At 71.4% G+C, this 25288-nt stretch carries 25 protein-coding genes; 12 read left to right on the top strand and 13 right to left on the bottom strand.

The annotated features are described in order from the left end of the window. Positions 1-218 precede the first annotated feature (218 nt). Positions 219-698: a hypothetical protein gene (locus tag ACIP37_RS29170; RefSeq protein WP_400811316.1), complete on the top strand. Its 480-nt coding sequence runs from the start codon at positions 219-221 to the stop codon at positions 696-698. Positions 699-795: 97 nt separating this feature from the next. Here ACIP37_RS29170 and aspS read toward each other — a convergent pair whose 3' ends face one another. After that, positions 796-1983 carry an aspartate--tRNA(Asn) ligase gene (aspS, locus tag ACIP37_RS29175; RefSeq protein WP_400811314.1) on the bottom strand — a complete coding sequence of 396 codons (1188 nt, stop codon included), beginning with the start codon at positions 1981-1983 and terminating at the stop codon, positions 796-798. 504 nt (positions 1984-2487) lie between these two features. Here aspS and ACIP37_RS29180 point away from each other — a divergent pair. Beyond that, positions 2488-2673 carry a PspC domain-containing protein gene (locus ACIP37_RS29180; protein ID WP_363580246.1) on the top strand — a complete coding sequence of 62 codons (186 nt, stop codon included), beginning with the start codon at positions 2488-2490 and terminating at the stop codon, positions 2671-2673. A 109-nt stretch (positions 2674-2782) separates the two neighbouring features. On the opposite strand, the gene ACIP37_RS29185 is transcribed toward ACIP37_RS29180, so the two are convergent. The 3 genes from ACIP37_RS29185 to ACIP37_RS29195 form a co-directional block, all read right to left on the bottom strand. Further along, a complete protein-coding gene (locus ACIP37_RS29185; RefSeq protein ID WP_363580244.1) occupies positions 2783-3139 on the bottom strand; it encodes an ATP-binding protein in 357 nt (118 codons plus the stop codon). A gap of 213 nt (positions 3140-3352) precedes the next feature. Continuing rightward, the gene (locus ACIP37_RS29190; protein ID WP_063349058.1) at positions 3353-4510 is read right to left on the bottom strand and encodes an adenosine deaminase; all 1158 of its coding nucleotides are present in this window, start codon (positions 4508-4510) and stop codon (positions 3353-3355) included. Positions 4511-4662: 152 nt separating this feature from the next. Further along, positions 4663-5640, bottom strand: a complete 978-nt coding sequence (locus ACIP37_RS29195; protein WP_363580242.1) for a LysR family transcriptional regulator — start codon at positions 5638-5640, stop codon at positions 4663-4665. A gap of 92 nt (positions 5641-5732) precedes the next feature. Between ACIP37_RS29195 and ACIP37_RS29200 the strand changes: the two genes are divergently transcribed. The 4 genes from ACIP37_RS29200 to ACIP37_RS29215 are packed head-to-tail and all read left to right on the top strand — an operon-like array spanning position 5733 to position 8221. Next, on the top strand, positions 5733-7022 hold the full coding sequence (locus tag ACIP37_RS29200) for an MFS transporter (protein WP_400811311.1): 1290 nt from the start codon (positions 5733-5735) through the stop codon (positions 7020-7022). 38 nt (positions 7023-7060) lie between these two features. Continuing rightward, entirely contained in the window at positions 7061-7360 is a 300-nt protein-coding gene (locus tag ACIP37_RS29205; protein WP_400811309.1) for an AbrB/MazE/SpoVT family DNA-binding domain-containing protein, read from the top strand. Further along, positions 7347-7640, top strand: a complete 294-nt coding sequence (locus ACIP37_RS29210) for a hypothetical protein (RefSeq protein ID WP_400811307.1) — start codon at positions 7347-7349, stop codon at positions 7638-7640. Before ACIP37_RS29205 ends, ACIP37_RS29210 begins: the two co-directional genes overlap by 14 nt. 26 nt (positions 7641-7666) lie before the next feature. Then, positions 7667-8221, top strand: coding sequence for a Uma2 family endonuclease (locus ACIP37_RS29215; protein ID WP_363580234.1), 555 nt, complete (start codon positions 7667-7669; stop codon positions 8219-8221). A 132-nt stretch (positions 8222-8353) separates the two neighbouring features. On the opposite strand, the gene ACIP37_RS29220 is transcribed toward ACIP37_RS29215, so the two are convergent. The 8 genes from ACIP37_RS29220 to ACIP37_RS29255 form a co-directional block, all read right to left on the bottom strand. After that, the gene (locus ACIP37_RS29220; RefSeq protein WP_400811305.1) at positions 8354-9631 is read right to left on the bottom strand and encodes a thymidine phosphorylase; all 1278 of its coding nucleotides are present in this window, start codon (positions 9629-9631) and stop codon (positions 8354-8356) included. Positions 9632-9727: 96 nt separating this feature from the next. After that, positions 9728-10132, bottom strand: a complete 405-nt coding sequence (locus tag ACIP37_RS29225) for a cytidine deaminase (RefSeq protein ID WP_063349052.1) — start codon at positions 10130-10132, stop codon at positions 9728-9730. Beyond that, the gene (locus ACIP37_RS29230) at positions 10129-11394 is read right to left on the bottom strand and encodes an ABC transporter permease (RefSeq protein ID WP_350877261.1); all 1266 of its coding nucleotides are present in this window, start codon (positions 11392-11394) and stop codon (positions 10129-10131) included. The genes ACIP37_RS29225 and ACIP37_RS29230 overlap by 4 nt, the downstream gene beginning before the upstream one ends. Further along, positions 11391-12557, bottom strand: a complete 1167-nt coding sequence (locus tag ACIP37_RS29235) for an ABC transporter permease (RefSeq protein ID WP_363580228.1) — start codon at positions 12555-12557, stop codon at positions 11391-11393. The genes ACIP37_RS29230 and ACIP37_RS29235 overlap by 4 nt, the downstream gene beginning before the upstream one ends. Positions 12558-12562: 5 nt before the next feature. Beyond that, on the bottom strand, positions 12563-14089 hold the full coding sequence (locus tag ACIP37_RS29240) for an ABC transporter ATP-binding protein (RefSeq protein ID WP_400811350.1): 1527 nt from the start codon (positions 14087-14089) through the stop codon (positions 12563-12565). 347 nt (positions 14090-14436) lie between these two features. Further along, entirely contained in the window at positions 14437-15498 is a 1062-nt protein-coding gene (locus ACIP37_RS29245) for a BMP family ABC transporter substrate-binding protein (RefSeq protein ID WP_363580226.1), read from the bottom strand. Positions 15499-15915: 417 nt separating this feature from the next. After that, positions 15916-17169 (bottom strand): amidohydrolase, encoded by a 1254-nt coding sequence (locus ACIP37_RS29250; protein WP_400811302.1) that lies wholly within the window; start codon positions 17167-17169, stop codon positions 15916-15918. A gap of 183 nt (positions 17170-17352) precedes the next feature. Further along, positions 17353-18942 carry a methylmalonyl-CoA mutase gene (locus tag ACIP37_RS29255; RefSeq protein WP_400811301.1) on the bottom strand — a complete coding sequence of 530 codons (1590 nt, stop codon included), beginning with the start codon at positions 18940-18942 and terminating at the stop codon, positions 17353-17355. Between the two features lie 140 nt (positions 18943-19082). Here ACIP37_RS29255 and ACIP37_RS29260 point away from each other — a divergent pair, with 140 nt between their 5' ends. Beyond that, positions 19083-19838, top strand: coding sequence for an SDR family oxidoreductase (locus ACIP37_RS29260; protein ID WP_363580220.1), 756 nt, complete (start codon positions 19083-19085; stop codon positions 19836-19838). A 436-nt stretch (positions 19839-20274) separates the two neighbouring features. Next, a complete protein-coding gene (locus ACIP37_RS29265; protein ID WP_387817637.1) occupies positions 20275-20712 on the top strand; it encodes a 2-oxo-4-hydroxy-4-carboxy-5-ureidoimidazoline decarboxylase in 438 nt (145 codons plus the stop codon). Positions 20713-20755: 43 nt separating this feature from the next. Here ACIP37_RS29265 and ACIP37_RS29270 read toward each other — a convergent pair whose 3' ends face one another. Beyond that, complete coding sequence (locus tag ACIP37_RS29270; RefSeq protein WP_400811299.1) at positions 20756-21535, bottom strand: hypothetical protein; 780 nt, start codon at positions 21533-21535, stop codon at positions 20756-20758. A 254-nt stretch (positions 21536-21789) separates the two neighbouring features. Here ACIP37_RS29270 and sdhC point away from each other — a divergent pair, with 254 nt between their 5' ends. The 4 genes from sdhC to ACIP37_RS29290 are packed head-to-tail and all read left to right on the top strand — an operon-like array spanning position 21790 to position 25240. Continuing rightward, on the top strand, positions 21790-22170 hold the full coding sequence (gene sdhC / locus ACIP37_RS29275) for a succinate dehydrogenase, cytochrome b556 subunit (RefSeq protein WP_063349043.1): 381 nt from the start codon (positions 21790-21792) through the stop codon (positions 22168-22170). An 8-nt stretch (positions 22171-22178) separates the two neighbouring features. Beyond that, positions 22179-22670 (top strand): succinate dehydrogenase hydrophobic membrane anchor subunit, encoded by a 492-nt coding sequence (locus ACIP37_RS29280; protein WP_350877244.1) that lies wholly within the window; start codon positions 22179-22181, stop codon positions 22668-22670. A gap of 54 nt (positions 22671-22724) precedes the next feature. Then, complete coding sequence (gene sdhA / locus ACIP37_RS29285) at positions 22725-24467, top strand: succinate dehydrogenase flavoprotein subunit (RefSeq protein ID WP_063349041.1); 1743 nt, start codon at positions 22725-22727, stop codon at positions 24465-24467. After that, positions 24467-25240 carry a succinate dehydrogenase iron-sulfur subunit gene (locus tag ACIP37_RS29290; protein ID WP_350877240.1) on the top strand — a complete coding sequence of 258 codons (774 nt, stop codon included), beginning with the start codon at positions 24467-24469 and terminating at the stop codon, positions 25238-25240. Before sdhA ends, ACIP37_RS29290 begins: the two co-directional genes overlap by 1 nt. Positions 25241-25288: the final 48 nt, after the last annotated feature.

Here is a 25288-nt window from a genome sequence, read left to right on the forward strand (position 1 = left end):
CCGCACCACGGCGAGTGCGTTCCCGCACTCGCCGTCGAGGCCGCAAAAGACCCGCGGCACCTCATAGTCAGTCATTTCCCACCTCGTCCATTGCCGTTCCGTCGGGGTGCGACGACTCCGTGATGAAAAGGCGACGCCGAATGTCGGCCGCCTCCGGTAATCTGCGCTGTCGTCCCAAAGGCCTCACCGCCTTATCCCCCGTCCCACAGGAATCCCCCTTGAACAATCTCGATTTCAGCGCCGAGCCGCTTTTCTCCTGGTACGTCGTCGCGCTGGCGATCAGCGGTGCCGCCATGCTGGTCCTCGGAGCGGTCAATCCCGGTGGCGGCCTGAAGGTCGGCTGGCGAATCATCAACGTCCTCGCCGGCCTTGGATTCCTGGGGTACGCCTACTACCTCGCGTTCGTCTTCGAAGGCGGCCGGTACGAGATCTTCTTCAAGGCGTTCATCCTGCCGATCGCGCTGATCGCCAACTCCGTGAAGGCGATCGTCGAACGCGGCAACGCCAAGAACCAGCAGCCGGCCCCGCAGGCGGCGCCGTACGACCCCAACGCCCCGCAGGCGCCGTACGGCCAGCCCGTCCCGCCGCAGGGCGCCGCGCCGCAGGCCGCGCCGTACGCTCCGCCGGCGCAGCCCGTGCCGAACAACCCGTACGCGCAGCCGGTGCCGCCGGCCGGGCAGTCCGGGCAGGCGCAGTAACCGCCTGTTGATCCGCCGCCGACGGGCGGGGGGCTCCGGTCCGTCCGGCGTCCTCCGCCCGTCGGTGTCAGGGCGTCAGGGGTCAGGGCGTCAGGGGTCAGGGCGTCAGGCGGTGCAGGTCGCGCGGGAAGAGCGTGGTCCGGCGGATGTTGTCGGTGCCGGTGAGCCGCGCCGTCCAGCGCTCCAGCCCCAGCGCGAACCCGCCGTGCGGCGGCATCCCGTGCGCGAAGGAGCGCAGGTAGCCCTCGTACGGCTGGACCGGCTCGCCCCGGGCCGCCAGCGCGGCCAGGTAGTCCTCGTACCGGTGCAGCCGCTGGCCTCCGGTGACCAGTTCGAGCCCGCGGAAGAGCAGGTCGAAGCTGTTGGAGTACTCCGGGCGGCCCGGTTCCGGGTGGGTGTAGAAGGGCCGCTTGCGCATCGGGTAGCCGACCACGAACAGGAACTCGCTGCCGTGCTCGCGCAGCGCCCACTCGCTGAGCCACCGCTCGTGCGCCGGGGCGAGGTCCGGCTCGTCGACGCCCAACAGCCGCATCGCCTCGGCGAAGTGGAGCTGCGGGATCTCCGCCGGGACCTCGGGCGGCTTCACCTCCAGCAGGTCGACGGCGGCGCCGGCCCGCTCGGCCACCGAGGCGACCATCCCGGCGACCACCTCGCGCAGCACGGCCATCACCTCGCGGTGGTCGGTGATGAAGCCGAGCTCCGCGTCGAGGCTGGTGTACTGCGCCAAGTGCCGCGCGGTGTCGTGCGGTTCGGCCCGGAACACCGGCCCGGTCTCGTAGACCCGCTCGAACACCCCGACCATCGCCTGCTTGAAGAACTGCGGCGACTGCGCGAGGTAGGCGGGGCGGCCGAACCAGTCCAGCGCGAAGACGTCCGCCCCGGACTCGGTGGCCGAGGAGACCACCTTCGGGGTCTGGATCTCGGTGAAGCCCAGGCCGTCGAGGATCACCGGGAGGGCGGCCTCGACGGTCGGCCGGAACAGGCTGAACGGGGGCGCCTCGGCGAGGCTGGACAGGACCTCGACGGTGGGCGAGGTCAGCTCGACGCCGGCCGGCGCCTGCGGGTTGGCGGTGACGGTGCCACGGATCCGCAGGACGGTCTCCTCCGGCAGGTCGGGACCGGCGCCGGTGGCGACCACCTGGGCCGGTCCGGAGCGGTCCCGGATCACCAGGAAGGTGACGGACTTGAGTGCGCGGCGGCGGTGCAGCCAGCCGCTGATCTCTACGGATTCGCCGACGTGGCCGGGTAGTTCGGCGGCCAGGACACGGGTCGTCGGGTGGATCATCGCGGCCCTCCAGGGGCGTCGTGGTGATCCCTTCGGAGTGCGGGCGAGAAGGGCAACTCGCGGTGCCACCGCACTTTCGCCGCCGCCCGCGCGGGCGGCGGCCTCATTGCGGCCCGTTGACGGGGGCCGGCCGGCGGGGCATTTCCTCCCCGCACTCGGGAGTGTCTTCGCTCCGGGGCGCGGGGCCGCCTTCACAGCTGCCGGCGGCTCTCTCGGCCCACGGGGCCCGGAGGTACTCGTCTCCCTCGACGTGTTGCCGGAGAGGCTAGACCGGCCCGCCACCGGCCCGCAACGGGCTTTCCCGCCGCCGGGCGGGCGCCACCTGGGGCATCCGCACTCCGGGCGACCCTGAGACGGACCCCGACACCCGGCTACGCCTCACCGGCGAGTCGGCGGGGTGGCGAATCGACTGCCAGGTGGACGTTTCCGGGAGCGCGGTGGCGGAGAGTGGAAATTAAGCCCGCCGGATCGGCCGGATCGGGTGCCACGACACGGAGTTGACCCATGAGCGCCCGTCTCGCCCGTCCCCGTCACAACCGCGTCATCGCCGGCGTCTGCGCCGGGCTTGCCGAGCGCTACGGCGTGACGCCGTGGACCGTGCGACTGATCTTCCTGATCTCGATCATCCTGCCCGGGCTCCAGTGCCTGGTCTACCTGGTCCTCTGGGTGCTGCTCCCCCAGGAGCCGTAAGCCCGGGAGCCGTACGCCCGGCGCCGTCGCGCCGGGCCCGGTACGACGGCGGGCCGCCCGCTCCCGGGATCACCGGGGCGGACGGCCCGTCGCCGTGCCGGCGGCCAGGTCAGCCGGCCAGGCCCGGCAGCGGCAGGGTGTGGGTCAGCCCGCCGATGGGGGTCTTGTCGATGCCGGGGATGGTCGGGATGGCGCCACGCGTGGTGGCACCGGCCTCGGCGGCCGGGGCGGGCGCCGCCTGGCCGGCGGCCGGGGTGAGGGTGCCGAGCGTGCCGGTGACCTTGTCGCCGCCGGGCAGCTTGGCGGCGGTGTCGGTGACCGCACCGGTCACCGCGGGGTTCGTGACCGCGCCGGTGGGCAGCCCGAGGCCGCCGGGCGCGGGGGCGGCGGCGGCGGTACCGGCGCCCACCGCCGCGATGGCGATGCCGAGCGCCGCGGTGCCGGCGGCCTTGAGAGCCTGCTTCATGGTTCGTCCCTTGGGTCGTCGTCGGTGGCCGACATCGGGACGGGGCGGACGGGCTACCGCCGCCACGGCCTGTCAGCATGGACGGGCACACCGTAGTGAGTGGGCCGCGCGAGGACCAAAGGGCGTTCACTCACCCGAGTGAGTAGTCGGATGAACGCCAACTCCCTTTCGGGACATGGGCGTTCACCCGACCATTCGAACGGGCCGGGCCGCTCAGCTGTCGCCGGTGCCCGAGCTGAACAGCCACTCCGCCTTCAGTTCGGCGTACCCCGGCTTGATCACGTCGTTGATCATCGCCAGCCGCTCGTCGAACGGCAGGAACGCGGACTTCATCGCGTTCACCGTGAACCACTCCATGTCCCCCAGCGTGTAGCCGAAGGCCTCCACCAGGTGCCCGAACTCGCGGCTCATGCTGGTGCCGCTCATCAGCCGGTTGTCGGTGTTCACGGTGACCCGGAACTTCAGCCGGCTGAGCAGCCCGATCGGGTGCTCGGCGTACGAAGTGGCCGCCGCGGTCTGGAGGTTGGAGGTCGGGCACATCTCCAGCGGGATGCGCTTGTCGCGCACGTACGCGGCCAGCCGGCCGAGCTCGACGCTGCCGTCCTCGGCCACCGTGATGTCGTCGACGATCCGCACGCCGTGGCCGAGCCGGTCGGCGCCGCAGCACTGCAGGGCCTCCCAGATCGACGGCAGGCCGAAGGCCTCGCCCGCGTGGATGGTGAAGTGGTTGTTCTCGCCCTTGAGGTAGTCGAAGGCGGCCTGGTGGCGGGTGGGCGGGTGACCCGCCTCGGCACCGGCGATGTCGAAGCCGACGACGCCCTGGTCCCGGTGGCGGTTGGCCAGTTCGGCGATCTCGGTGGAGCGGGCGGCGTGCCGCATCGCGGTCAGCAGGGTGCCGACCCGGATCCGGTGGCCGGCCGCGCGGGCGTTGGCCTCGCCGAGGCGGAAGCCCTCGTTCACGGCCTGGACGACCTCGTCCAGGGACAGGCCGGCCTCCAGGTGCTGCTCGGGGGCGTAGCGGACCTCGGCGTACACGACGCCGTCGGCGGCCAGGTCCTCGGCGCAGTCGGCGGCGACCTTGATCAGGGCCTCGCGGGTCTGCATCACGGCGCAGGTGTGCGCGAAGGTCTCCAGGTAGCGGACCAGCGAGCCGGAGTCGGCGGCCTCGCGGAACCACTCGCCGAGCTCCTTGGCGTCGGTGGTCGGAAGGCCCTCGTAGCCGACCGCGGCGGCCAGCTCGACGACCGTCTCCGGGCGCAGCCCGCCGTCGAGGTGGTCGTGCAGCAGCACCTTCGGCGCGCGGCGGATCTGGTCGGGGGTGGGGATGCGCGGGCCGGCGCCCGCGGCGGTGACAGGGATCTGCTTCTCCATTGCGGAAATATAGCCCCTACGCGCGTAGACCCACCACTGTTGACGCGGCCGGTTCGGCGAAAGTCCACCGGGAATTCCACCGCTCGGGCCATCCGCGGCACCTTCGGCCCGGTTGCGGCCCGGTTGCGGCCCAGTCGCGGCTCAGTCGCGGCTCAGTCGTGCTGCAGCAACCGGCCCCGCCGGGACAGCACGAAGTCCCGGAACGCCGCCACCGGCGGGGTCAGCGGCCGCCCCGCCGCCCAGGCCAGCCCGATCGCCCGCCGGGTGCGCGGCGCCGTCACCTCCAGCTCCACCACCCCCGGCCGCGGCACCAGCGCCGGCGGCAGCAGCGCCACCCCCAGCCCGGCCGCGACCAGCCCGCGCAGCGTCTCCGCCTCCTCCCCCTCGAAGGCCAGCCGCGGCACGAACCCGGCCTGCGCGCAGAAGCCGTCCGTGATCGCGCGCAGCCCGTACCCCTGCTCCAGCCCGACGAACGGCTCCTCGGCCACCTCCGCCAGTCGGATCCGCCGCCGGCCCGCCAGCCGGTGGTCCGCCGGGACGACCAGGTGCAGCCGCTGCTCGTCCAGCGGGCGGGCCGTGAAGGCCGGATCGTCCGGCAGCGGCGCGACCAGGCAGAGGTCCAACTCCCCCGCCCGCAACCGCTCCAGCATCGCCCCGACGTAGTCCTGCACCAGCTGGAACCGGACCTGCGGATGCCCCGCCCGGAACCCGCGCAGCAGCGCCGGCACTGCGTCCGTCCCCATCGTGTGCAGGAAGCCGAACGCCACCCGCCCGGCCGCCGGATCGGCCTCCGCCCGGGCCGCCTCCGCCCCCCGCTCGACCTCCGCCAGCGCCCGCTCCACCGAGGCCAACAGCAGCCGGCCGGCCCTGGTCAGCCGGACCGTCCGGCCCTGACGGGCCAGCAGGTCCACGCCCAGCTCCTCCTCCAGCCGGGCCACCGCCCGCGACAGCGTCGGCTGCGGCACCCCGAGCAGCGCGGCCGCCCGCGTCACGTGCTCCAGCCGGGCCACCGCCGCGAACTGGGCCAGCCGGGGCGCCAGCAGCACCGCCGGCTCGTCCGGCCCCAACTCCGCCACCCGGTACCGCGGCTCCGTGCCGTCCGTCACGTCCGCCCGGTCCACCCCGGCCATCCCGCCACCACCTCGACTCATACGACAACGCATCGATCATCCACCGTTCATGCATTGGACGCATCAACCGCGGCGCGCCTACCGTCGACGACATGCAGCCCGCCGATACCAGGGCATCCGTGACCACCCCGGATGCCCCCGCCCCCGCCCCCTCGCACGACGACCGCCACCGCCCCGGCCAGCGCGCCTTCCGCCGCGCCAACCTCGCCCTGTTCGCCGCCGGAGTCGCGACCTTCGTCCTGCTCTACTCCACCCAGGGCCTGCTGCCGATCCTCTCGGCCGACCTCGACCTCACCCCCGGCCAGGCCAGCTGGACGGCCTCCGCCGCCACCCTCGGACTCGCGCTCGCCCTGCTCCCCGCCAGCGCCCTGTCCGACCGGTACGGCCGCACCGCCGTGATGACGGCCTCCACCCTCGCCGCCGCCACCCTCGCCCTCGCCCTGCCGTTCGCGCCCGACCTCACCACCCTCGTCGTACTGCGCGTCCTCCAGGGCGCCGCGCTGGCCGGGCTGCCCGCCACCGCCATGGCCTACCTTGCCGAGGAGGTCCACCCCAGCGCCCTGGCCTCCGCGATGGGCCTGTACGTGGCCGGCAACAGCATCGGCGGCATGGGCGGCCGACTGCTCTCCGGCTGGACCGCCGCGGCCTTCGGCTGGCGCTGGGGCCTCGCCGCCTCCGCCGCCCTCGCCCTGCTCGCCGCGCTCGCCTTCCGGCTGCTGATCCCCGCCGCCCGGCACTTCACCCCGGCCCCGGTGGACGCCCGCGCCCTGGCCCGCACCGTCGGCCGGCACCTGCGCAACCCGCTGCTGGTGCGGCTGTACGCGCTCGGACTGCTGTTCATGGCCGTGTTCGGCGCGGTCTACAACACCGTCGGCTACCGGCTGATCTCGGCGCCGTTCCACCTGCCCGAGTCCGTCGCCGCCTCGATCTTCGTCGTCTACCTGGTCGGCACCGGCACCTCCGCCGCCGCCGGCCGCCTCGCCGCCCGGCTCGGCCGCCGCGGCGCGCTCTACGTCTCCATCGGCGTGACCGCCGCCGGGCTGCTGCTCTCCCTCACCGAGTCCCTGGTCTGCGCCCTGCTCGGCCTGGTCCTGATCACCGCCGGTTTCTTCGCCGGCCACGCCACCGCCTCCTCCGCGGTCGGCCGCACCGCCACCGAGGGCCGCGCCCAGTCCTCCGCCCTCTACCTGATCGCCTACTACCTCGGCAACAGCCTCGGCGGCACCCTGGGCGCCGACGCCTACCACGCCACCGGCTGGCCGGGCGCCGCCACCGTCGGCCTCACCGCCATGACCCTCGCCGCCGCCGTCACCCTCTACGCCACCCGCCGGGCCCACGCGGCCCGGCGAGAGGATCGACTGGGCAGACTTTCCGCCAGGTAGACCTCAAGCGCCGCCGCCCCCACCTGGTGTCCACGCCCGTGCGGAAGAAGGGCGTGGTCACCATCCCGCAGGAGATAAGGGAGCAACTGGACCTCCAGGAGGGCGACCAACTGGTGGTCGCCGTCGAGGACGGCCGCATCGTGCTGACCCCCGCCTCCGTGATCCCCGACGACCAGGCGTGGTTCTGGGGCGCCGCCTGGCAGGAGCAGGAGGTCGACGAGGCGATCGCCGAGGGCGACCGCGGCGAGGTCTTCCAGGAGGGCGACGCCTTCCTGCAGTCCCTCGCCGACGAGGGCGGCCTGGACCTGGAGGAGATCAAGCGCCGTGCCGACGTATGAGTCGCCGGCCCACTTCCTCCGCGACTGGAAGGGCCTGGCTCCCGCGCAGAAGGCCGAATTCCTCGTCGCCGTCGCCCAGTTCGTCACCGACCTGCGGGCCGGTCAGGGCTTCCGACGCGGCCTGCGCGTGAGGAAGATGCAGGGCCACCCGGACATCTGGGAGCTGACCTGGGCCCCGGACGGCCGGGCCACCTTCCACTACGGCCACCCCGTCCAGGGCGGGGAACCACGCATCGTCTGGCGCCGGATCGGCACCCATGACGTCTTCAACCGCCCCTGACAGTCACCGCGGATACACTCCGGGGCATGAGCGTCGATCCGGCGGCGTACGCCCGATTGCGGAAGATCGCCGAACAGCTTCCCCGGCTGCCGGGACTGGGGAAGGTCGAGATCGCCGACGGAGCGGTCGTCCTGATGCTGTCGCCGGTCAAACGGCACGAGCTCGCGGTACTGCGGATCGCTCAACAGCTCAATGCCCAGCTACCCCAGACCCACCCCGGCTACATCGCCCACGGCGGCGCGGACCTGGAAGAAGTCGGCCTGGGCAGGCTGCGGAATCCGGATCTGATGGTGTTCGCCGAAGCGACCCTTGAGAGCGAGAGAGCAGCGTTGCTCCCCCACGAGGTGGTCCTGGTCGTGGAGGTCGTCTCCGAGTCCAACCCCGAGAACGACCACCGCGACAAGGTCCGCGACTACGCGGCGATGGGCATCCCGTTGTACCTCCTGGTCGATCCCCGCAAGGGCACCGGCATCGTGCACGACGAGCCCGGCTACACCCGCCGCAAGGACTTCGTCTTCGGCGACGAGATCACCGTCGGTCCCTGGACGCTCGACACCAGCTTCCTGCGGACTTACGCCTGAACCCGCACCCGCAGGACACCGGCCGACCGGGCCCGAGCACACGGAAGGAGCCCGCACCCGGCAACCCGGGTGCGGGCTCCTCGTCGGTCCCTCATACAGCCGGCACGCTGCCGCACAAAGGTAATCACATGACTACGCGATGCGGTCGAGGACGATCGGGTTCGGGGTGAAGGCCGTGCCGGCCGGGGAGACCGCGATGCCGCCCGCCAGCGCCTCGATGGCGTAGTCGTAGCGCTCGGGGGTGTCGGTGTGCAGGGTCAGCAGGGGCTGGCCGGCCACGACGGTGTCGCCGGGCTTGGCGTGCATCTCGACGCCGGCGCCGGCCTGGACCGGGTCCTCCTTGCGGGCGCGGCCGGCGCCGAGGCGCCAGGCGCAGACGCCGACGGCGTAGGCGTCGAGCTCGGTGAGGACGCCGGAGGCGGGCGCCGGGATGACGTGCTGCTCGCGGGCGACCGGGAGCGGGGCGTCGACGTCGCCGCCCTGGGCGGCGATCATGCGGCGCCAGTGGTCCATCGCGGAGCCGTCGCGCAGCGCGTCGGCCGGGTCCTTGCCGTGCACGCCGGCCGCGGCAAGCATCTCGCGGGCGAGGGCGAGGGTGAGCTCGACGACGTCGGCGGGGCCGCCGCCGGCCAGCACCTCGATCGACTCGCGGACCTCCAGCGCGTTGCCGGCGGTGAGGCCGAGCGGGGTGGACATGTCGGTGAGCAGGGCGACGGTGTTCACACCGGCGCTGGTGCCCAGGCCGACCATGGTGCGGGCGAGTTCGCGGGCGTCGTCGAGGTTCTTCATGAAGGCGCCGGAGCCGACCTTGACGTCCAGGACCAGGGCGCCGGTGCCTTCGGCGATCTTCTTGGACATGATCGAGGAGGCGATCAGCGGGATGGCCTCGACGGTGCCGGTGACGTCGCGCAGCGCGTAGAGCTTCTTGTCGGCGGGCGCGAGGCCGTCACCGGCGGCGCAGATGACCGCGCCGGTGGAGCGCAGGACGTCGAGCATCTCCTCGTTGGAGAGCAGGGCGCGCCAGCCGGGGATGGACTCCAGCTTGTCGAGGGTGCCGCCGGTGTGGCCGAGGCCGCGGCCGGAGAGCTGCGGGACGGCGGCGCCGCAGGCGGCGACGAGCGGGGCGAGCGGGAGGGTGATCTTGTCACCGACGCCGCCGGTGGAGTGCTTGTCACTGGTGGGCAGCGGCAGCGAGGAGAAGTCCATCCGGACGCCGGAGCGGATCATGGCGTCGGTCCAGCGGCTGATCTCGTGCGGCTTCATGCCGTTCAGCAGGATCGCCATGGCCAGGGCGGACATCTGCTCGTCGGCGACCTCGCCGCGGGTGTAGGCGTCGATGACCCAGTCGATCTGAGCGTCGCTCAGCTCTCCGCTGTCGCGCTTGGTCCTGATGACGGAGATGGCGTCCATGCGTGCTCCAAGAGGGGTTTCAAAAGCGAAGAGTGTCGCGAGATGACCGGGTTCCGGCCCACTCGCGACACTCTACGCGCGTAACAATTGTCGAAGCTAGAGCCGCTCCGGCCCGAACGCGTCGGGCAGGACCTCACTCATCGGGCGGATCCCCGAGGGCAGCTCGATCAGCAGTTCCGGCCCGCCGTGCTCGTAGAGCAGCTGGCGGCAGCGCCCGCACGGCATCAGCAGTTCGCCCGCGCCGTCGACGCAGGTGAAGGCCGTCAGCCGGCCGCCGCCGGTGGCGTGCAGCGCGGACACCAGCCCGCACTCGGCGCACAGCCCGAGCCCGTACGAGGCGTTCTCGACGTTGCAGCCGGTGACCAGCCGCCCGTCGTCCACCAGCGCGGCCGCGCCGACCGGGAACTTGCTGTACGGGGCGTACGCGTGGGTCATCGCCTCGCGCGCGGCCGCGCGCAGCCGCTCCCAGTCGATCGCGGCCGACGCCGCAGGCGCCGTCACTTGCCCTGGCCCTTGCGGTAGATCTGGCCGTCGGCCTTCGGCATGCGCAGCCGCTGGGAGGCCAGCGAGAGCACCACCAGGGTGATCACGTACGGCGTGGCGACGATCAGCGGGCGCTGCACCTCGTCGGTGAGCGCGTACCAGGCGCCGAGACCGCCGGCGACCACGAAGGAGATCGCCGCACCGGTGAACTTGCGCCGGTACAGCTGCCAGAGCGCGAGCAGCGCCATCGCGATGGCGACGGTCAGGATCAGCACGTGCACCGACTCCGGGTCGCGCAGCTGGAGGCTGTCGGTGAAGCCGAACAGGCCGGCGCCCATGGCGAGGCCGCCCGGCATCCAGTTGCCGAAGATCATCGCGGCGAGGCCGATGAAGCCGCGGCCGAGGGTCTGCCCGTCCTTGTAGAAGTGCGCCGCGACCAGCGAGAGGTACGCACCGCCGAGACCGGCGAAGGCGCCGGAGGCGATGACCGCGAGGTACTTGTACTTGTAGACGTTGACGCCCAGCGACTCGGCGGCGGTCGGGTTCTCACCGCAGGAGCGCAGCCGCAGGCCGAACACCGTGCGCCAGAGCACGAAGTAGCTGACCACGATCATCGCGCCGGCCACCAGCACGACCACCGAGATGTTGGTGACCAGGCCGCCGACCACGCCGGCCACGTCCGAGACCAGGAACCAGTGGTGCTTCTCGATGTCGGACAGCCACGAGGACAGCCCGGGGACGGTGATGTACGGCAGCGGATCCGCCGGCGGCGACTGGTTCGCACCCGCGCCGACCGCGATGTAGTCCTTGTAGTAGATCCGGTTGACGTACGCGCAGATGCCGGGGATCAGCAGGTTGATGCCGACGCCGGAGACGATGTGGTCGACGCCGAAGGTGACGGTCACGAGCGCGTGCAGCAGACCGCCGAGCGCGCCGCCGAGCATGCCGGCCAGCAGGCCGACCCACGGGTTGACCAGGTAGCCGGCCCAGGCACCGCAGAAGGTGCCGGCGACCATCATGCCTTCGAGGCCGATGTTGACCACGCCGGCCCGCTCGGACCACAGACCGCCCAGACCGGCCATGCCGATCGGCACGGCGGCGCTGAGCGCGGCGGTGATCTGACCGGAGGAGGTCAGCGCGTGGTTGCCGGTGGCCATGCCCACGGCGGAGAACAGGACCAGGGCGCCCGCGATCAGCAGCAGCACCACCGGCCAGGACATCTTGCGCTTCTTGGTGGGCGCGCCCGGCGCCTTCGGACGCGCGGCGGTAGCCGTGCTCATGCGGACACCTCCTTCTTCTCAGTGGCCGCGAGCTGAGCCGCGAGCTGGGCGGCGAGCTGGGCGCCGACCTTCTGCTGCTGGCGCTTCAGGCCGTAGCGGCGCACCAGCTCGTAGGCGACGACGACGCAGATGACGATGGTGCCCTTCATGACGTCGACGATCTCGAAGGGGAAGCCGCCCTGGAGCGGCAGCTGGGAGCCGGTGGTGTCCAGGAACGCGAACAGCAGGGCCGCGAAGGCCATGCCGATCGGGCTGTTGCGGCCCAGCAGGGCGATCGAGATGCCGAGGAAGCCCAGACCGGGCTGGAAGCTCTGGCCGTAGTAGAACGAGTTCTGCACCAGCTCGGGCATGCCGATCAGACCGGCGATCGCGCCGGAGACCGCCATCGAGATGATCACCATGCGCTTGACGTTCACGCCGGACGCGGTCGCGGCCGACTCCGAGCGGCCGGTGGCGCGCAGGTCGAAGCCGAAGCGGGTGCGGGTCAGCGCGAACTGGAACACCACGCCGACCAGGGCGGCGATGAAGATGAAGCCCCAGAGCGGGCCACCCGCCGTCTCCATCGTGAAGAAGTGGCTGGACTGCGAGATCGGGTCGGTCTGGATCGAGTTGCTGGTGGCGCTCGTCTTCGGCGCGAAGATGCCGGGGACGAGCAGCAGGCCGACGACCGCGATCGAGATCGAGTTCAGCATGATGGTCGAGATGACCTCGCTGACCCCGCGGTAGACCTTCAGCAGACCGGCGATGCTCGCGTACAGGCCGCCGACCAGCATGGCGGTGACCAGCAGCAGCGGGATCTGGATGATCGCCGGCAGGTCGACCTTGGCACCGACGAAGGCCGCGAACAGCGCCGCGACCTTGTACTGGCCCTCGACGCCGATGTTGAACAGGTTCATCCGGAACCCGAAGGCGGCGGCAGCGGCGGCCAGGTAGTACGTGGTGGACCGGTTGAGGATCCCCACTTGGCCGTCCGACTTGCCGGCGTACGTGAGCATCACGTTCCACGCGTCGAACGGATTCTTGCCCGAAGTCGCCAGCAGGACGGAACAGATCACGATGGAGAGCACGACCGCGAGCACCGGCGCCGCCAGTGCGAGCACGATCCGCTCACCGCTGATCCGCTGCGCCAGGCTGCGCTTGGCGGCGGTGTTGGGACTGGTCATGTGGGTTACTCCCCCGCCTGCGGGTCGTCGGCGGTGTCGGTGGGGCCGGCGTCGGACTCGGCCTCGGTGCCCTCCACGAGGATCTCGTGGAACTGCTCGACGGCCTCCGCATCGGACTCGAGGTGGCCGCTGGCGGCACCCGTCATGGCGGTACCGAGGTCCTCGGCGGTGACGGTGGCCGGGTCGGCGTCGGCGACCAGGCGCCCGCGGTAGATGACCCGGATGGTGTCGGACAGGCCGATCAGCTCGTCCAGGTCGGCGGAGATCAGCAGGACGGCCAGACCGGCCCGCTGGGCGACCCGGATGTGCTCCCAGATCTGCGCCTGCGCGCCGACGTCCACACCACGGGTGGGGTGCGCGGCGATCAGCAGCTTGGGCTGGTGGCTCATCTCGCGGCCGATGATCAGCTTCTGCTGGTTGCCGCCGGAGAGGGAGGCCGCGGTGACCTCGATGCCCGGGGTGCGGACGTCGTAGTCCTCGACGATCCGCCAGGTGTCCTTGCGGGCGGCGCCCGGGTCGAGCAGGACGCCCTTGGAGTTGGGCGCCTCGGTGACGTGACCGAGGATCCGGTTCTCCCAGAGCGGGGCCTCCAGCAGCAGGCCGTGCTTGTGGCGGTCCTCGGGGATGTAGCCGATGCCGGCCTCGCGGCGGGCCCGGGTGAGCGAGCCGGAGAGGTCCTTGCCGTCCAGGGTGACGGTGCCGCCGTCCAGCGGCAGCATGCCCATGATGGCCTCGACCAGTTCGGCCTGGCCGTTGCCCTCGACGCCGGCGATGCCGAGGATCTCGCCCTTGTGGATGCGCAGCGAGATGTCGTCGAGGACGACGCGCTCGATGCCCTCGGCGTCGGTCTTGGCGATCCGCAGGTCCTTGACGTCGAGCATCTCGGTCGTGGTGACGGTCGACTCGCGGCTCTCCGGGGAGGGCAGCTCGGCGCCGACCATCATCTCGGCCAGCTGACGGGCGGTGACGGCCTTCGGGTCGGCGTCGCCGACCGTGGTACCGCGCCGGATCACGCTGATCGCGTCGGCCACCGCCAGCACCTCGTGCAGCTTGTGCGAGATGAAGATGACGGTGACGCCCTCGGACTTGAGCTCGCGCAGGTTGTCGAACAGCGCGTCGACCTCCTGCGGGACGAGCACGGCCGTCGGCTCGTCGAGGATCAGGATCTTGGCGCCGCGGTAGAGCACCTTGAGGATCTCGACGCGCTGACGGTCGGCGACGCCGAGGTCCTCGACCAGGGCGTCCGGGCGCACGCCCAGGCCGTACTGGTCGGAGATCTCCTTGATCTTCGCCTTCGCCTTGGCGCCGATGCCGTGGAGCTTCTCGCCGCCGAGGACGACGTTCTCCCACACGGTGAGGTTGTCGGCCAGCATGAAGTGCTGGTGGACCATGCCGATGCCGCGGGAGATGGCGTCGCCCGGGGTGTTGAACTCGCACGGCTCGCCGTTGATCGCGATGGTGCCCTCGTCCGGCTTCTGCATGCCGTAGAGGATCTTCATCAGCGTCGACTTGCCGGCGCCGTTCTCACCCATCAGGGCGTGCACGGTACCGCTGCGGACGGTGAGGTTGATGTCGTGGTTGGCCACGACACCGGGGAAGCGCTTGGTGATGCCGCGCAGTTCGACGGCCGATGTCGCCGTCCCCGCGCTGGGGGTACCGTCCTCGCGCGGGGGGACGGGGTCGGATGCGGTGATGGCGATCTCCTGGTGGTCTGGAGGCGCGTCGTTGCGCTGGGAGGGCCAAGGGGAAGACGGGGGGACGGGACGGGGCCCGGGGGTACGCGTTGAGCGCACCCTGCCGGGCCCCTCCCGTGATGCTTTGCCGTTCATCGCGCTGCCGGGCAGGCGGCAGTCGCTGGTGCGTCCGGGACGCGCGGGCCTTACTGGGCCGGCGCGGTCGGGACGGTGGTGGCGCCGGAGGTGATCGCCGTGGCGGCGGCCTTCAGCTTGTCCTGGATGTCGTCGAGCTTGCCGCCGGTGGTGGCGAGCGAGACGCCCTCGGCCTTCAGGTCGAAGAGCTTGATGCCGGTGAACGGCTGGCCCTTCTTGATCGACTCGATGTAGGAGAAGACGGCGTTGTCGACGTTCTTCACCATCGAGGTGAGGATGCTGTTCTTGTACTTCGCCAGGGCCGGCTGGGCGGCCTGGTCGGAGTCGACGCCGATGGCGTAGGCGCCCGGCTTGTTGGCGACGGCCTCGATGGCGCCGTTGCCGGAGGAGCCGGCGGCGGCGTAGATGACGTCCGCGCCCTTGTCGAGCTGGCCCTGCGCGGCCTCCTTGCCCTTGTCGGGCGAGTTGAAGCCGGTGAAGTCCGGAGGCGTGGTCAGGTAGGTGGTCTCGACCTGGATGTTCGCGTCGACGGACTTCACACCCGCCTTGTAACCGGCCTCGAACTTCTTGATCAGCTCGGTCTGCACACCGCCGATGAAGCCGACGTGCTTGGACTTCGACTTGTTCGCGGCGGCGACGCCGGCGAGGTACGAACCCTCCTGCTCGGCGAAGACCAGCGAAGTGACGTTGGACGGCTGGTCCTTGTCGTTCGAGTCGATGATCGCGAACTTGACGTTCGGGTTGTCCTTGGCGACCTTGTCGACCGCCTGCTGGTAGACGAAGCCGACCGCGATGATCGTCTTGTAACCGCCGTCGATCAGGTTCTTGAGGCGGGTCTCCTTGTCAGCCTCGGCCTCACCGGTCTTGGCGTCGGCCTCGGTGACCGCGACGCCGAGCTCGGCCTTGGCCTTGTCGAGACCGCGGGCGGCGGAGTCGTTGAACGACTGGTCGCCACGGCCGCCGATGTCGTAGGCCATACCGACCTTGATCGAGCCGTCGCCCGAACCGGAGGAGGTGTTGCTGTCAGTGCTCTTTGCGCCGCAAGCGGCGAGCGAGGCCATGCCCAGGGAACCCGAGAGCACAACCGCAGCGAGCTTCATTGAACGGCGCAAGGGAGTATCTCCTTCTCACACGCACCTGATTAGCGTGGTCGGACGCCACCGTAACGCGCGTAGAACACGGTTGGGTTACGGGGTGCCGGAGCATTCGGGTTGTTATCAAACCGTGGTCTCACGGTCTTCCCGAGGCCCTATTTCCCGTGCGCGACGGTGATCCAAAGCTGGTTTTGCGGCTCAGTCTACGGAACCGTTCGATTAGCTCGGATGGCGGTAAACCGGCCGGTCACCCCGATGGGGTGCCGACCGGTCGTCCGGGGGGTCGCCCGAGGGGGCGTTCACACGGTGCCCGAGGAGATGTCCGGGGACGGCGTGCGCCGCTCAATCCCGCGGCCCAGTCCTGCTGTTCGGTTTCCGCGGCTCGGTCCTGCGGCGGGGTCCTGCCGTTCGGTTTCCGCAGCTCAGTCCCGCGGCTCAGTCCCGCGGCTCGTCCAGGGCGAGCGCCGCGAACAGCTCCACGCCGATCCCGATCGCGCGCTCGTCGGCGTCGAAGCGGCCCTGGTGCAGGTCGCGGACGGTGGTGTCACCGGGGGCGCGGACGCCGAGCCGGGCCAGCGCGCCCGGGGCGTGCTCCAGGTACCAGGAGAAGTCCTCGCCGCCCAGGCTCTGCTCGGTGCTCTCCACCACCTGCGCGCCCTCCCGGCCGAACCGGTCGGTCATCGCCGCGTCCAGCAGGGCGACCGAGACCGCCTCGTTGACCACCGGCGGCACCCCTCGGTGGTAGTCCAGCGTCCACTTCGCCCGGTAGGTCTCGGCGAGCTTGGCGATCAGCTCGTGCAGCAGGTCGGGCGCCTCGCGCCAGCCGTCCAGCTCCAGGCAGCGGACGGTGCCCTCCAGTTCGGCGTGCTGCGGGATGACGTTGGGCGCGGAGCCGGAGGCGATCCGGCCCCAGACCAGGCTCACACCCCAGCGCGGGTCCATCCGACGGGCCAGCGCGCCCGGCAGGTCGGCGGCCATCCGGGCGACCGCGGTCACCAGATCGGTGGTCAGGTGCGGGCGGGCGGTGTGCCCGCCGGGGCCGTCCAGGTGCAGCACCAGGCGGTCGCAGGCCGAGGTGATCGCCCCGGTGCGCAGGGCGATCCGGCCCACCTCCACCTTGGGGTCGCAGTGCACCGCGAAGATCCGGCCGACGCCGTCCATCCCCCCGGCCTTGATCACGTCCAGCGCACCGCCCGGCAAGACCTCCTCGGCCGGCTGGAACACCAGCCGGACGGGGCGGCGCAGTTCGCCGGTGCGGACGGCCTCGGCCAGCACCAGGGCGGTGCCGAGCACCACCGCGGTGTGCACGTCGTGGCCGCAGGCGTGGGCCCGGCCGGGGACGGTCGAGCGGTACGGCACGTCGGTCTTGGCGTCGTCGATCGGCAGCGCGTCGATGTCGGCGCGGAAGGCCAGGAACTCGGTGCCGGGGGCGGTGCCGGCCGGGACGACGTCGACGATCAGGCCGGTGCCGCCGGGCAGCACCCGGGGGCTCAGGCCGGCCGCCACCAGCCGGTCGCGGAGCAGGCCGGTGGTGCGGAACTCCTGGCGGCCGAGCTCCGGGTGCCGGTGCAGGTCACGGCGGAAGGCGATCAGCTCGGACTCCAGCCCCCGGACCCGGGCGCGCAGTTCGGCGGCGGGGCGGGCGGTGGCCAGAGTGGCGCCCGGCTGAGCGGGCTCAGGACGGTTCATCTCAACAAGGGTAGGCCTGTTGGGGGGATTTGGCCCGACTTCTGGAAAACTAGTCCCCGGATGGGCGCATACCGGCCGAACAGGTGGGTATGACATCTCGTTTCAGCCGCCTTCCCCGGTTGCTTGCCCTGTGCAACGATCACCCGGAGCGGCGGTCACGGCCGCCCCAATCTTGACGTGACGTCAGAAGCGCTCCACCGGGGCGTACACGCCCCACACCTCCCGCAGGGCGTCGCAGACCTCGCCGACGGTGGCCCGCGCGGCCAGCGCCTCCTTCATCGGGTACAGCACGTTCCCCGTCCCCTCCGCGGTGCGGCGCAGCCCGTCCAGCGCCCGGGCGACGGCCACGCGGTCCCGCCCGGCGCGCAGCCGGGACAGCCGCTCGACCTGCTGCCGCTCGACCGCCGGATCCACCCGCAGCGGCCGGTACGGCTCCTCGGCGTCCAGCCGGAAGCGGTTGACGCCGACCACCGTCCGCTCGCCGGAGTCGGTCTCCTGCTGGAGCCGGTAGGCGGTGCGCTCGATCGCGGCCTTCTGGAAGCCCCGCTCGATCGCGGCCACCGCGCCGCCCAGCTCCTCGACCCGGGCCATCAGCGCCAGCACGGCGGCCTCCACCTCGTCGGTCAGCGACTCGACCGCGTACGAGCCGGCGAACGGGTCGGCGGTGGCGGTCACGTCGGTCTCGTGGGCGAGCACCTGCTGGGTACGCAGGGCGAGCCGGGCGGCCTTCTCGGTGGGCAGCGCGATCGCCTCGTCGAAGCCGTTGGTGTGCAGCGACTGGGTGCCGCCGAACACCGCGGCGAGCGCCTGCACCGAGACCCGGACCAGGTTCAGCTCGGGCTGCTGGGCGGTGAGCTGCACCCCGGCGGTCTGGGTGTGGAAGCGCAGCATCCACGAGCGCGGGTCCTTCGCGCCGAACTCCTCCCGCATCACCCTGGCCCAGATCCGGCGGGCGGCACGGAACTTGGCCACCTCCTCCAGCAGCGTGACCCGGGCCACGAAGAAGAACGAGAGCCGGGGGGCGAAGTCGTCCACCGCCATCCCGGCGGCGATCGCGGTACGGACGTAGGCGATGCCGTTGGCCAGCGTGAAGGCGATCTCCTGCGCCGGATCCGCCCCGGCCTCGGCCATGTGGTAGCCGGAGATGGAGATGGTGTTCCAGCGCGGGATCTCCGCCCGGCAGTACCGGAAGACGTCCGCGACCAGCCGCAGCGAGGGCTGCGGCGGGAAGATGTACGTGCCCCGGGCGATGTACTCCTTCAGCACGTCGTTCTGGACCGTGCCGGTCAGCCGGGCCGGCGCCACCCCCTGGGCCTCGCCGACCAGTTGGTAGAGCAGCAGGAGCAGGGCGGCGGGCGCGTTGATGGTCATGGAGGTGGACACCCCGCCCAGCGGGATGCCGTCGAACAGGACGGCCAGGTCCTCGACGCTGTCAACGGCCACGCCCACCTTGCCCACCTCCCCGGCGGCGAGCGGCGCGTCCGAGTCGTAGCCCATCTGGGTGGGCAGGTCGAAGGCCACCGACAGGCCGGTGCCGCCGCCCGCGATCAGCTGCCGGTAGCGGGCGTTGGACTCGGCGGCGGTGCCGAAGCCCGCGTACTGGCGCATCGTCCACGGCCGCCCGGCGTACATCGTCGGGTAGACGCCCCGGGTGTACGGGTACTCCCCCGGCCGGCCGAGCCTGCTCGCCGGATCCCAGTCGGCCAGCGCCTCCGGGCCGTACAGCGGCTCGATCGGGAAGCCTGACTCGGCGCGGCGCGGCTCGGCTGCCATGAGGTCCCTCCACGGGATCGGCGGGGGCATCGGTCGGTCCTCGCAATGTAGGACAGGACCCGGAGCGGGACCGGTCGGCGCGGGCGCGGACGCGGTTGAGATGATCGGGTGAACGACCGGATGAGCCCCAGGGAGTGGCAATGACCGAGCAGAAGGTGGCCGTGGTCACCGGTGCCAGCAGCGGAATCGGCGCGGCGACCGCCCGCCGGCTGGCGGCCGAGGGCTTCGACGTGGTGCTGACCGCCCGGCGGACCGAGCGGATCGAGGCGCTGGCCAAGGAGATCGGCGACGGGGGCGGTTCGGCCAGGGCGGTCACGCTCGACGTCACCGACCGGGCCGCCGTGGACGCCTTCGCGGCCGAGGTGGGCCGGGTCGACGTGCTGGTGAACAACGCCGGCGGGGCGATCGGCGCCGAGACGGTCGAGCACGGCGACCCGGCCGACTGGCGGGCCATGTACGAGGTGAACGTGCTCGGCGTGCTGCACGTGACGCAGGCGCTGCTGCCGGCCCTGCGGGCCACCGGCGACGGCACCGTGCTGGTGCTCTCCTCGACCGCCGCGCTGGCCGCGTACGAGGGCGGCGGCGGGTACGTCGCGGCCAAGCACGCCGCGCACACCATCGCGGCGACGCTGCGCCTGGAGCTGTGCGGGGAGCCGATCCGGGTGATCGAGATCGCCCCCGGCATGGTGAAGTCCGAGGGCTTCGCGGTCACCCGCTTCCGCGGCGACGAGGAGAAGGCCGCGGCCGTGTACGCCGGCGTGGCCGAGCCGCTGACCTCGGAGGACATCGCCGACACCGTGGCCTGGGCGGTCACCCGCCCCCCGCACGTCAACATCGACCTCCTGGTCGTCCGCCCCCGCGCCCAGGCCGCCAACCACAAGGTCCACCGCGGCTGACGGCGGTCGGATCCACCGGCGACCCGGCCACCCCGTACGCCTCTGGCGAGCCTCGCCAGAGCCACCCTCCTGAGGCGGGGGTGCCGGGTCAACAGATGCCGGATTAACGGATGAATGTGGGGAGGGCGCTGACACAAAGATGTCAACGTCACAACTTGATAGCTCGTCCGGATGAATTCCGCGCGCGCCCTCCCCAACTGATGACCGCTCAACTACCTTTGAGGAGCTGCCCGACCGGCGCCGCGACGCCGCCCGCAGCCCCCATACTTCAGCTGCTTCACCCCACCCCACTTCACCGGCACCTTCCCGCCCTCACGAGGAGGACCCGCTGGCCAGCGACGTCCCACCACAGCGGCTCGATCCAAGCTCCGAGCCGACCCTCCTCGGGCTGCACCGCTTCAACGAAGCCGATGCCGGCGCCGCCGAGGAGGCCCTCCTGGCCTGCTGCGGCAGCCACCGCTGGGCCCTGCGGCTCACCGCGCACCGGCCCTACCCCGACATAGAGTCCCTGCTGGCCGCCGCCAGCGAGGCCTCCTACGACCTCCGCCCGGCCGACCTGGCCGAGGCGCTCGCCGACGAGAGCTGGATGCCGCAACCGCTGCTCGGCATGCGGGCACCGGGCAGCCAGGCCGCGCACACCGCGCTGCGGGCCGCCCACGCCGCGTACGAGGCCAGGTTCGGCCACGTCTTCGTGGTCTGCCTGGAGGGCGTGGCCCCGGAGGAGATGCTCGACACCGTGCTCTCCTCGATCCGCACCCGGCTGGCCAACGACCCCGACGAGGAGCGGCTGATCTCGGCGGACGAGCTCCGCCGGATCTCCCTCACCCGGCTGGAGCACCTGGTCGCCACCCATTCGGAGGCCGGGGCGCGCTGAGCCGCCGACTCCTCCCCCATCCCGCCCACTCCCTCTCCGCCCGCTACTTCTTCTTCGCCTGCGCGGCCCGCAGCTTGGCCACCTGCTGCCGGACGATCACCTCGTCCGGCGCGGTGGCCGGCTCGGCGGCGACCCCGAAGGTGGTGAACACCGCGAGCGCCGGCCCGATCCGGGCCAGCACCGCACGCTGCGAGAGCACCGCGCTCCCCGATTCATTCGTCAGGGTGAATCCGAGCGCGGCGTCCGCTCCCCCGGGGGTGGGCGTGTCCTCACGGTTCAGCCGGTGCCTGGTCCGGATCGGCGCCTTCTTCCCCGGCTTCTCGGCCGGCGGCGCCGGGGCCATAGAGGTGAACGCGGCACACGGGCCGAACAGCTTCTCCAGCTCCGCCTGGAGCACGGCCGCCCGCCCCGTCCGGTAGCCGAGCAGCCCGCCGTACACGCCGCCCCTGGGGTCGGCGGCCCGGGCCACGCTCAGGTCCGTCTCCGCGTACGGGTAGCCCGGGGCCTGGGCGGCCGGCGAGGCAGAGGCGGCCGGGGTGGCCGGGGTCACCGCGTCCAGCAGCGGCTGGCAGGCCGGGACGTCCGCGACCTCCCGCCCCGCGCCCGCCCCGGTGTCGCCGTGGCCGGGCGTCATCACCGTCACCGTGTAGCCCGCCCCGAGGTCGGCGTCGGCCACCGCGGCCGCCCGCAGCTCGGCCGCGGACAGCTCGCGACCGGGCCCGGCCCGGTCCGCGGAGGAGCCGCCGACCGCGGTGCAGCCCGTGGCGAGCATCAGCAGGGCCGCGAGGGCGGCGGCGGGCGGTCGGACGGGGCGAAGCGGCACGGGGGCCTCGGCAGGGTGTCGGCGGCGGAGCGGGCCGCCACCGTAACGCAGCCGAGCAGTCACCCAGAGCGACCAAAGCGCCGCCGGTTCCCGTCCGGCTAGGCCAGTCGTGCCTGATTGATCACACCTGAGACCCCCGGAGGCGGTTCGCGACGCGGCGTCGATAGGATGCTGGCGGCCGGTGGACCGTACCTGGCCGGGCTGACCGACACCGAAGCCGGCCGAGCCCCCAATCGCTTCCGGAGGGTTTTTCCGTGCCGGCTGGAACGCTGTACCGCGGCCGGGAAGGCATGTGGAGCTGGGTGGCTCATCGAGTCACCGGCGTCCTCATCTTTTTCTTCCTGTTCGCCCATGTCCTGGACACCGCTCTGGTGCGAGTGTCGCCCGAGGCGTACGACACCGTCATTCAGACGTACAAGACTCCTCTCGTGAACCTGATGGAGTACGGCCTGGTGGCCGCCATCCTGTTCCACGCCCTCAACGGCCTGCGGGTCGTCGCCGTGGACTTCTGGTCCAAGGGCCCGAAGTACCAGAAGCAGATGCTCTGGACCGTCGTGGCGGTCTGGGTCGTGCTGATGGCCGGTTCCTTCTACGGGATCCTGCAGCACACGCTGATCTCCTGGTTCGGGAAGTGAGCTGACACATGTCCACGGAATACTCCGACGCGCTGGTCGTCCCCTCCGCGCAGGCGCACACCGGCAAGGGCCTCGGCACCGGCAACCCGGCCGACGCGTTCGTCATCGAGCCGCCGCGCAAGCGGACCCCGAAGACCCCGCGCCGCACCCGCACCAACTTCGAGATGCTGGCCTGGCTCTTCATGCGCCTGTCCGGCATCGTCCTCGTGGTCCTGATCCTCGGCCACCTGCTGATCATGCTGGTGCTCGACGGCGGCGTCTCCAAGATCGGCTTCGCCTTCGTGGCCGGCCGCTGGGCCTCGCCGTTCTGGCAGGTCTGGGACCTCACGATGCTCTGGCTCGCCATGCTCCACGGCGCCAACGGCATGCGGCAGGTCATCAACGACTACGCCGAGAAGGACTCGACCCGGCTCTGGCTGAAGGGGCTCATGGGTACCGCCACGGTCTTCACCGTGCTGCTCGGCACCCTGGTGATCTTCACCTTCGACCCCAACATCTGACGACAAAGCATCTAATCGGCAATCGGCAGAGGCCAGAGGCGAGTTAGAACCCCCATGCAGATTCACCAGTACGACACCGTCATCGTCGGCGCCGGCGGCGCCGGCATGCGCGCGGCCATCGAGTCGACGCAGCGCACCCGCACCGCCGTCCTGACCAAGCTCTACCCCACCCGGTCCCACACCGGCGCGGCCCAGGGCGGCATGTGCGCCGCCCTCGCCAACGTCGAGGAGGACAACTGGGAGTGGCACACCTTCGACACGGTCAAGGGTGGTGACTACCTGGTCGACCAGGACGCCGCCGAGATCATGTGCAAGGAGGCCATCGACGCCGTCCTCGACCTGGAGAAGATGGGCCTGCCCTTCTCCCGCACCGAGCAGGGCCGGATCGACCAGCGCCGCTTCGGCGGGCACTCCCGCAACCACGGTGAGGCCCCCGTCCGCCGCTCCTGCTACGCGGCCGACCGCACCGGTCACATGATCCTCCAGACGCTGTTCCAGAACTGCGTCAAGCACGGCGTCGAGTTCTTCAACGAGTTCTACGTCCTCGACCTGCTGATCAACGAGGGCAAGACGGCCGGCGTCGTCGCCTACGAGCTGGCCACCGGCGAGATCCACGTCTTCCAGGCCAAGTCCGTCGTGTTCGCCTCCGGCGGCACCGGCAAGTTCTTCAAGGTCTCCTCCAACGCCCACACCCTCACCGGTGACGGCCAGGCCCTGGTGTACCGCCGCGGCCTGCCGCTGGAGGACATGGAGTTCTTCCAGTTCCACCCGACGGGCATCTGGCGCATGGGCATCCTGCTCACCGAGGGCGCCCGCGGCGAGGGCGGCATCCTGCGCAACAAGGACGGCGAGCGCTTCATGGAGCGCTACGCCCCCGTCATGAAGGACCTCGCGTCCCGTGACGTCTGCTCCCGCGCGATCTACACCGAGATCCGCGAAGGCCGCGGCTGCGGTCCGGACGGCGACCACGTCTACCTGGACCTGACCCACCTGCCGCCGGAGCAGCTGGACGCCAAGCTCCCGGACATCACCGAGTTCGCCCGCACCTACCTCGGCATCGAGCCCTACACGGACCCGATCCCGATCCAGCCCACCGCGCACTACGCCATGGGCGGCATCCCGACCAACGTCGAGGGTGAGGTGTTGCGCAACAACACCGACGTCGTCCCGGGCCTGTACGCGGCCGGCGAGGTCGCCTGCGTGTCCGTGCACGGCGCCAACCGCCTGGGCACCAACTCGCTGCTGGACATCAACGTGTTCGGCCGTCGCGCGGGCATCGCCGCCGCCGACTACGCCAACGTGCACGAGTTCGTCGAGCTGCCCGAGAACCCGGCCGAGAAGGTCCAGGCCCTGGTCGACGGCCTGCGCGAGGCCGCCGGCACCGAGTCCGTGGCGCAGATCCGCAAGGAGCTGCAGGAGACCATGGACGCCAACGCGATGGTGTACCGCACCGGCGCCACCCTGAAGCAGGCGGTCGAGGACATCGCCGCGCTGAAGGAGCGCTACAAGAACGTCTCGATCCAGGACAAGGGCTTCCGGTACAACACGGACCTCCTGGAGGCCGTCGAGCTGGGCAACCTGCTCGACCTGGCCGAGGTGCTGGCCGTCTCCGCGCTGGCCCGCGAGGAGTCGCGCGGCGGCCACTACCGCGAGGACTTCCCGACCCGTGACGACGTGAAGTTCATGCAGCACACCATGGCGTACCAGGAGGTGGCCGCCGACGGCAGCACCTCCATCCGCCTCGACTACAAGCCGGTCGTCACGACCCGCTACCAGCCGATGGAGCGTAAGTACTGATGAGCACTCCTACCGTGGAGAAGCACTCGGCCGCTCTGGACGCGGTCGAGGCGGGCGGCGTCGAGCTGATCACCGTCACCTTCCGGATCCGCCGGTTCAACCCGGAGGAGCACCCGGACCCGGTGTGGGTCGACTACCAGCTGACGCTGGACCCGAAGGAGCGCGTCCTGGACGCGCTCAACAAGATCAAGTGGGAGCAGGACGGCACCCTCACCTACCGCCGTTCCTGCGCGCACGGCATCTGCGGCTCCGACGCCATGCGGATCAACGGCCGCAACCGGCTGGCGTGCAAGACCCTGATCAAGGACGTCAACCCGGAGAAGCCGATCACGATCGAGGCCATCAAGGGCCTCACGGTCCTCAAGGACCTGGTCGTGGACATGGACCCGTTCTTCCAGGCGTACAAGGACGTCATGCCGTTCCTCATCACCGAGGGGAACGACCCGACCCGCGAGCGCCTGCAGTCCGCCGAGGAGCGCGAGCGCTTCGACGACACCACCAAGTGCATCCTGTGCGCCGCGTGCACGTCGTCCTGCCCGGTGTTCTGGAACGACGGCCAGTACTTCGGCCCGGCCGCGATCGTGAACGCGCACCGCTTCATCTTCGACTCGCGCGACGAGGGCGCCGAGCAGCGCCTGGAGATCCTCAACGACCGTGAGGGCGTGTGGCGCTGCCGCACCACCTTCAACTGCTCCGAGGCCTGCCCGCGCGGCATCGAGGTCACCAAGGCGATCCAGGAAGTGAAGCGGGCGCTGGTCACCCGCCGCTTCTGATCCCCACCTGACACGGCGAAGGCCCCCGTCCGATCGGATGATCGGACG

The sequence above is a fragment of the Kitasatospora sp. NPDC088861 genome (genome assembly GCF_044750105.1).
Classification (GTDB): Bacteria; Actinomycetota; Actinomycetes; order Streptomycetales; family Streptomycetaceae; genus Kitasatospora.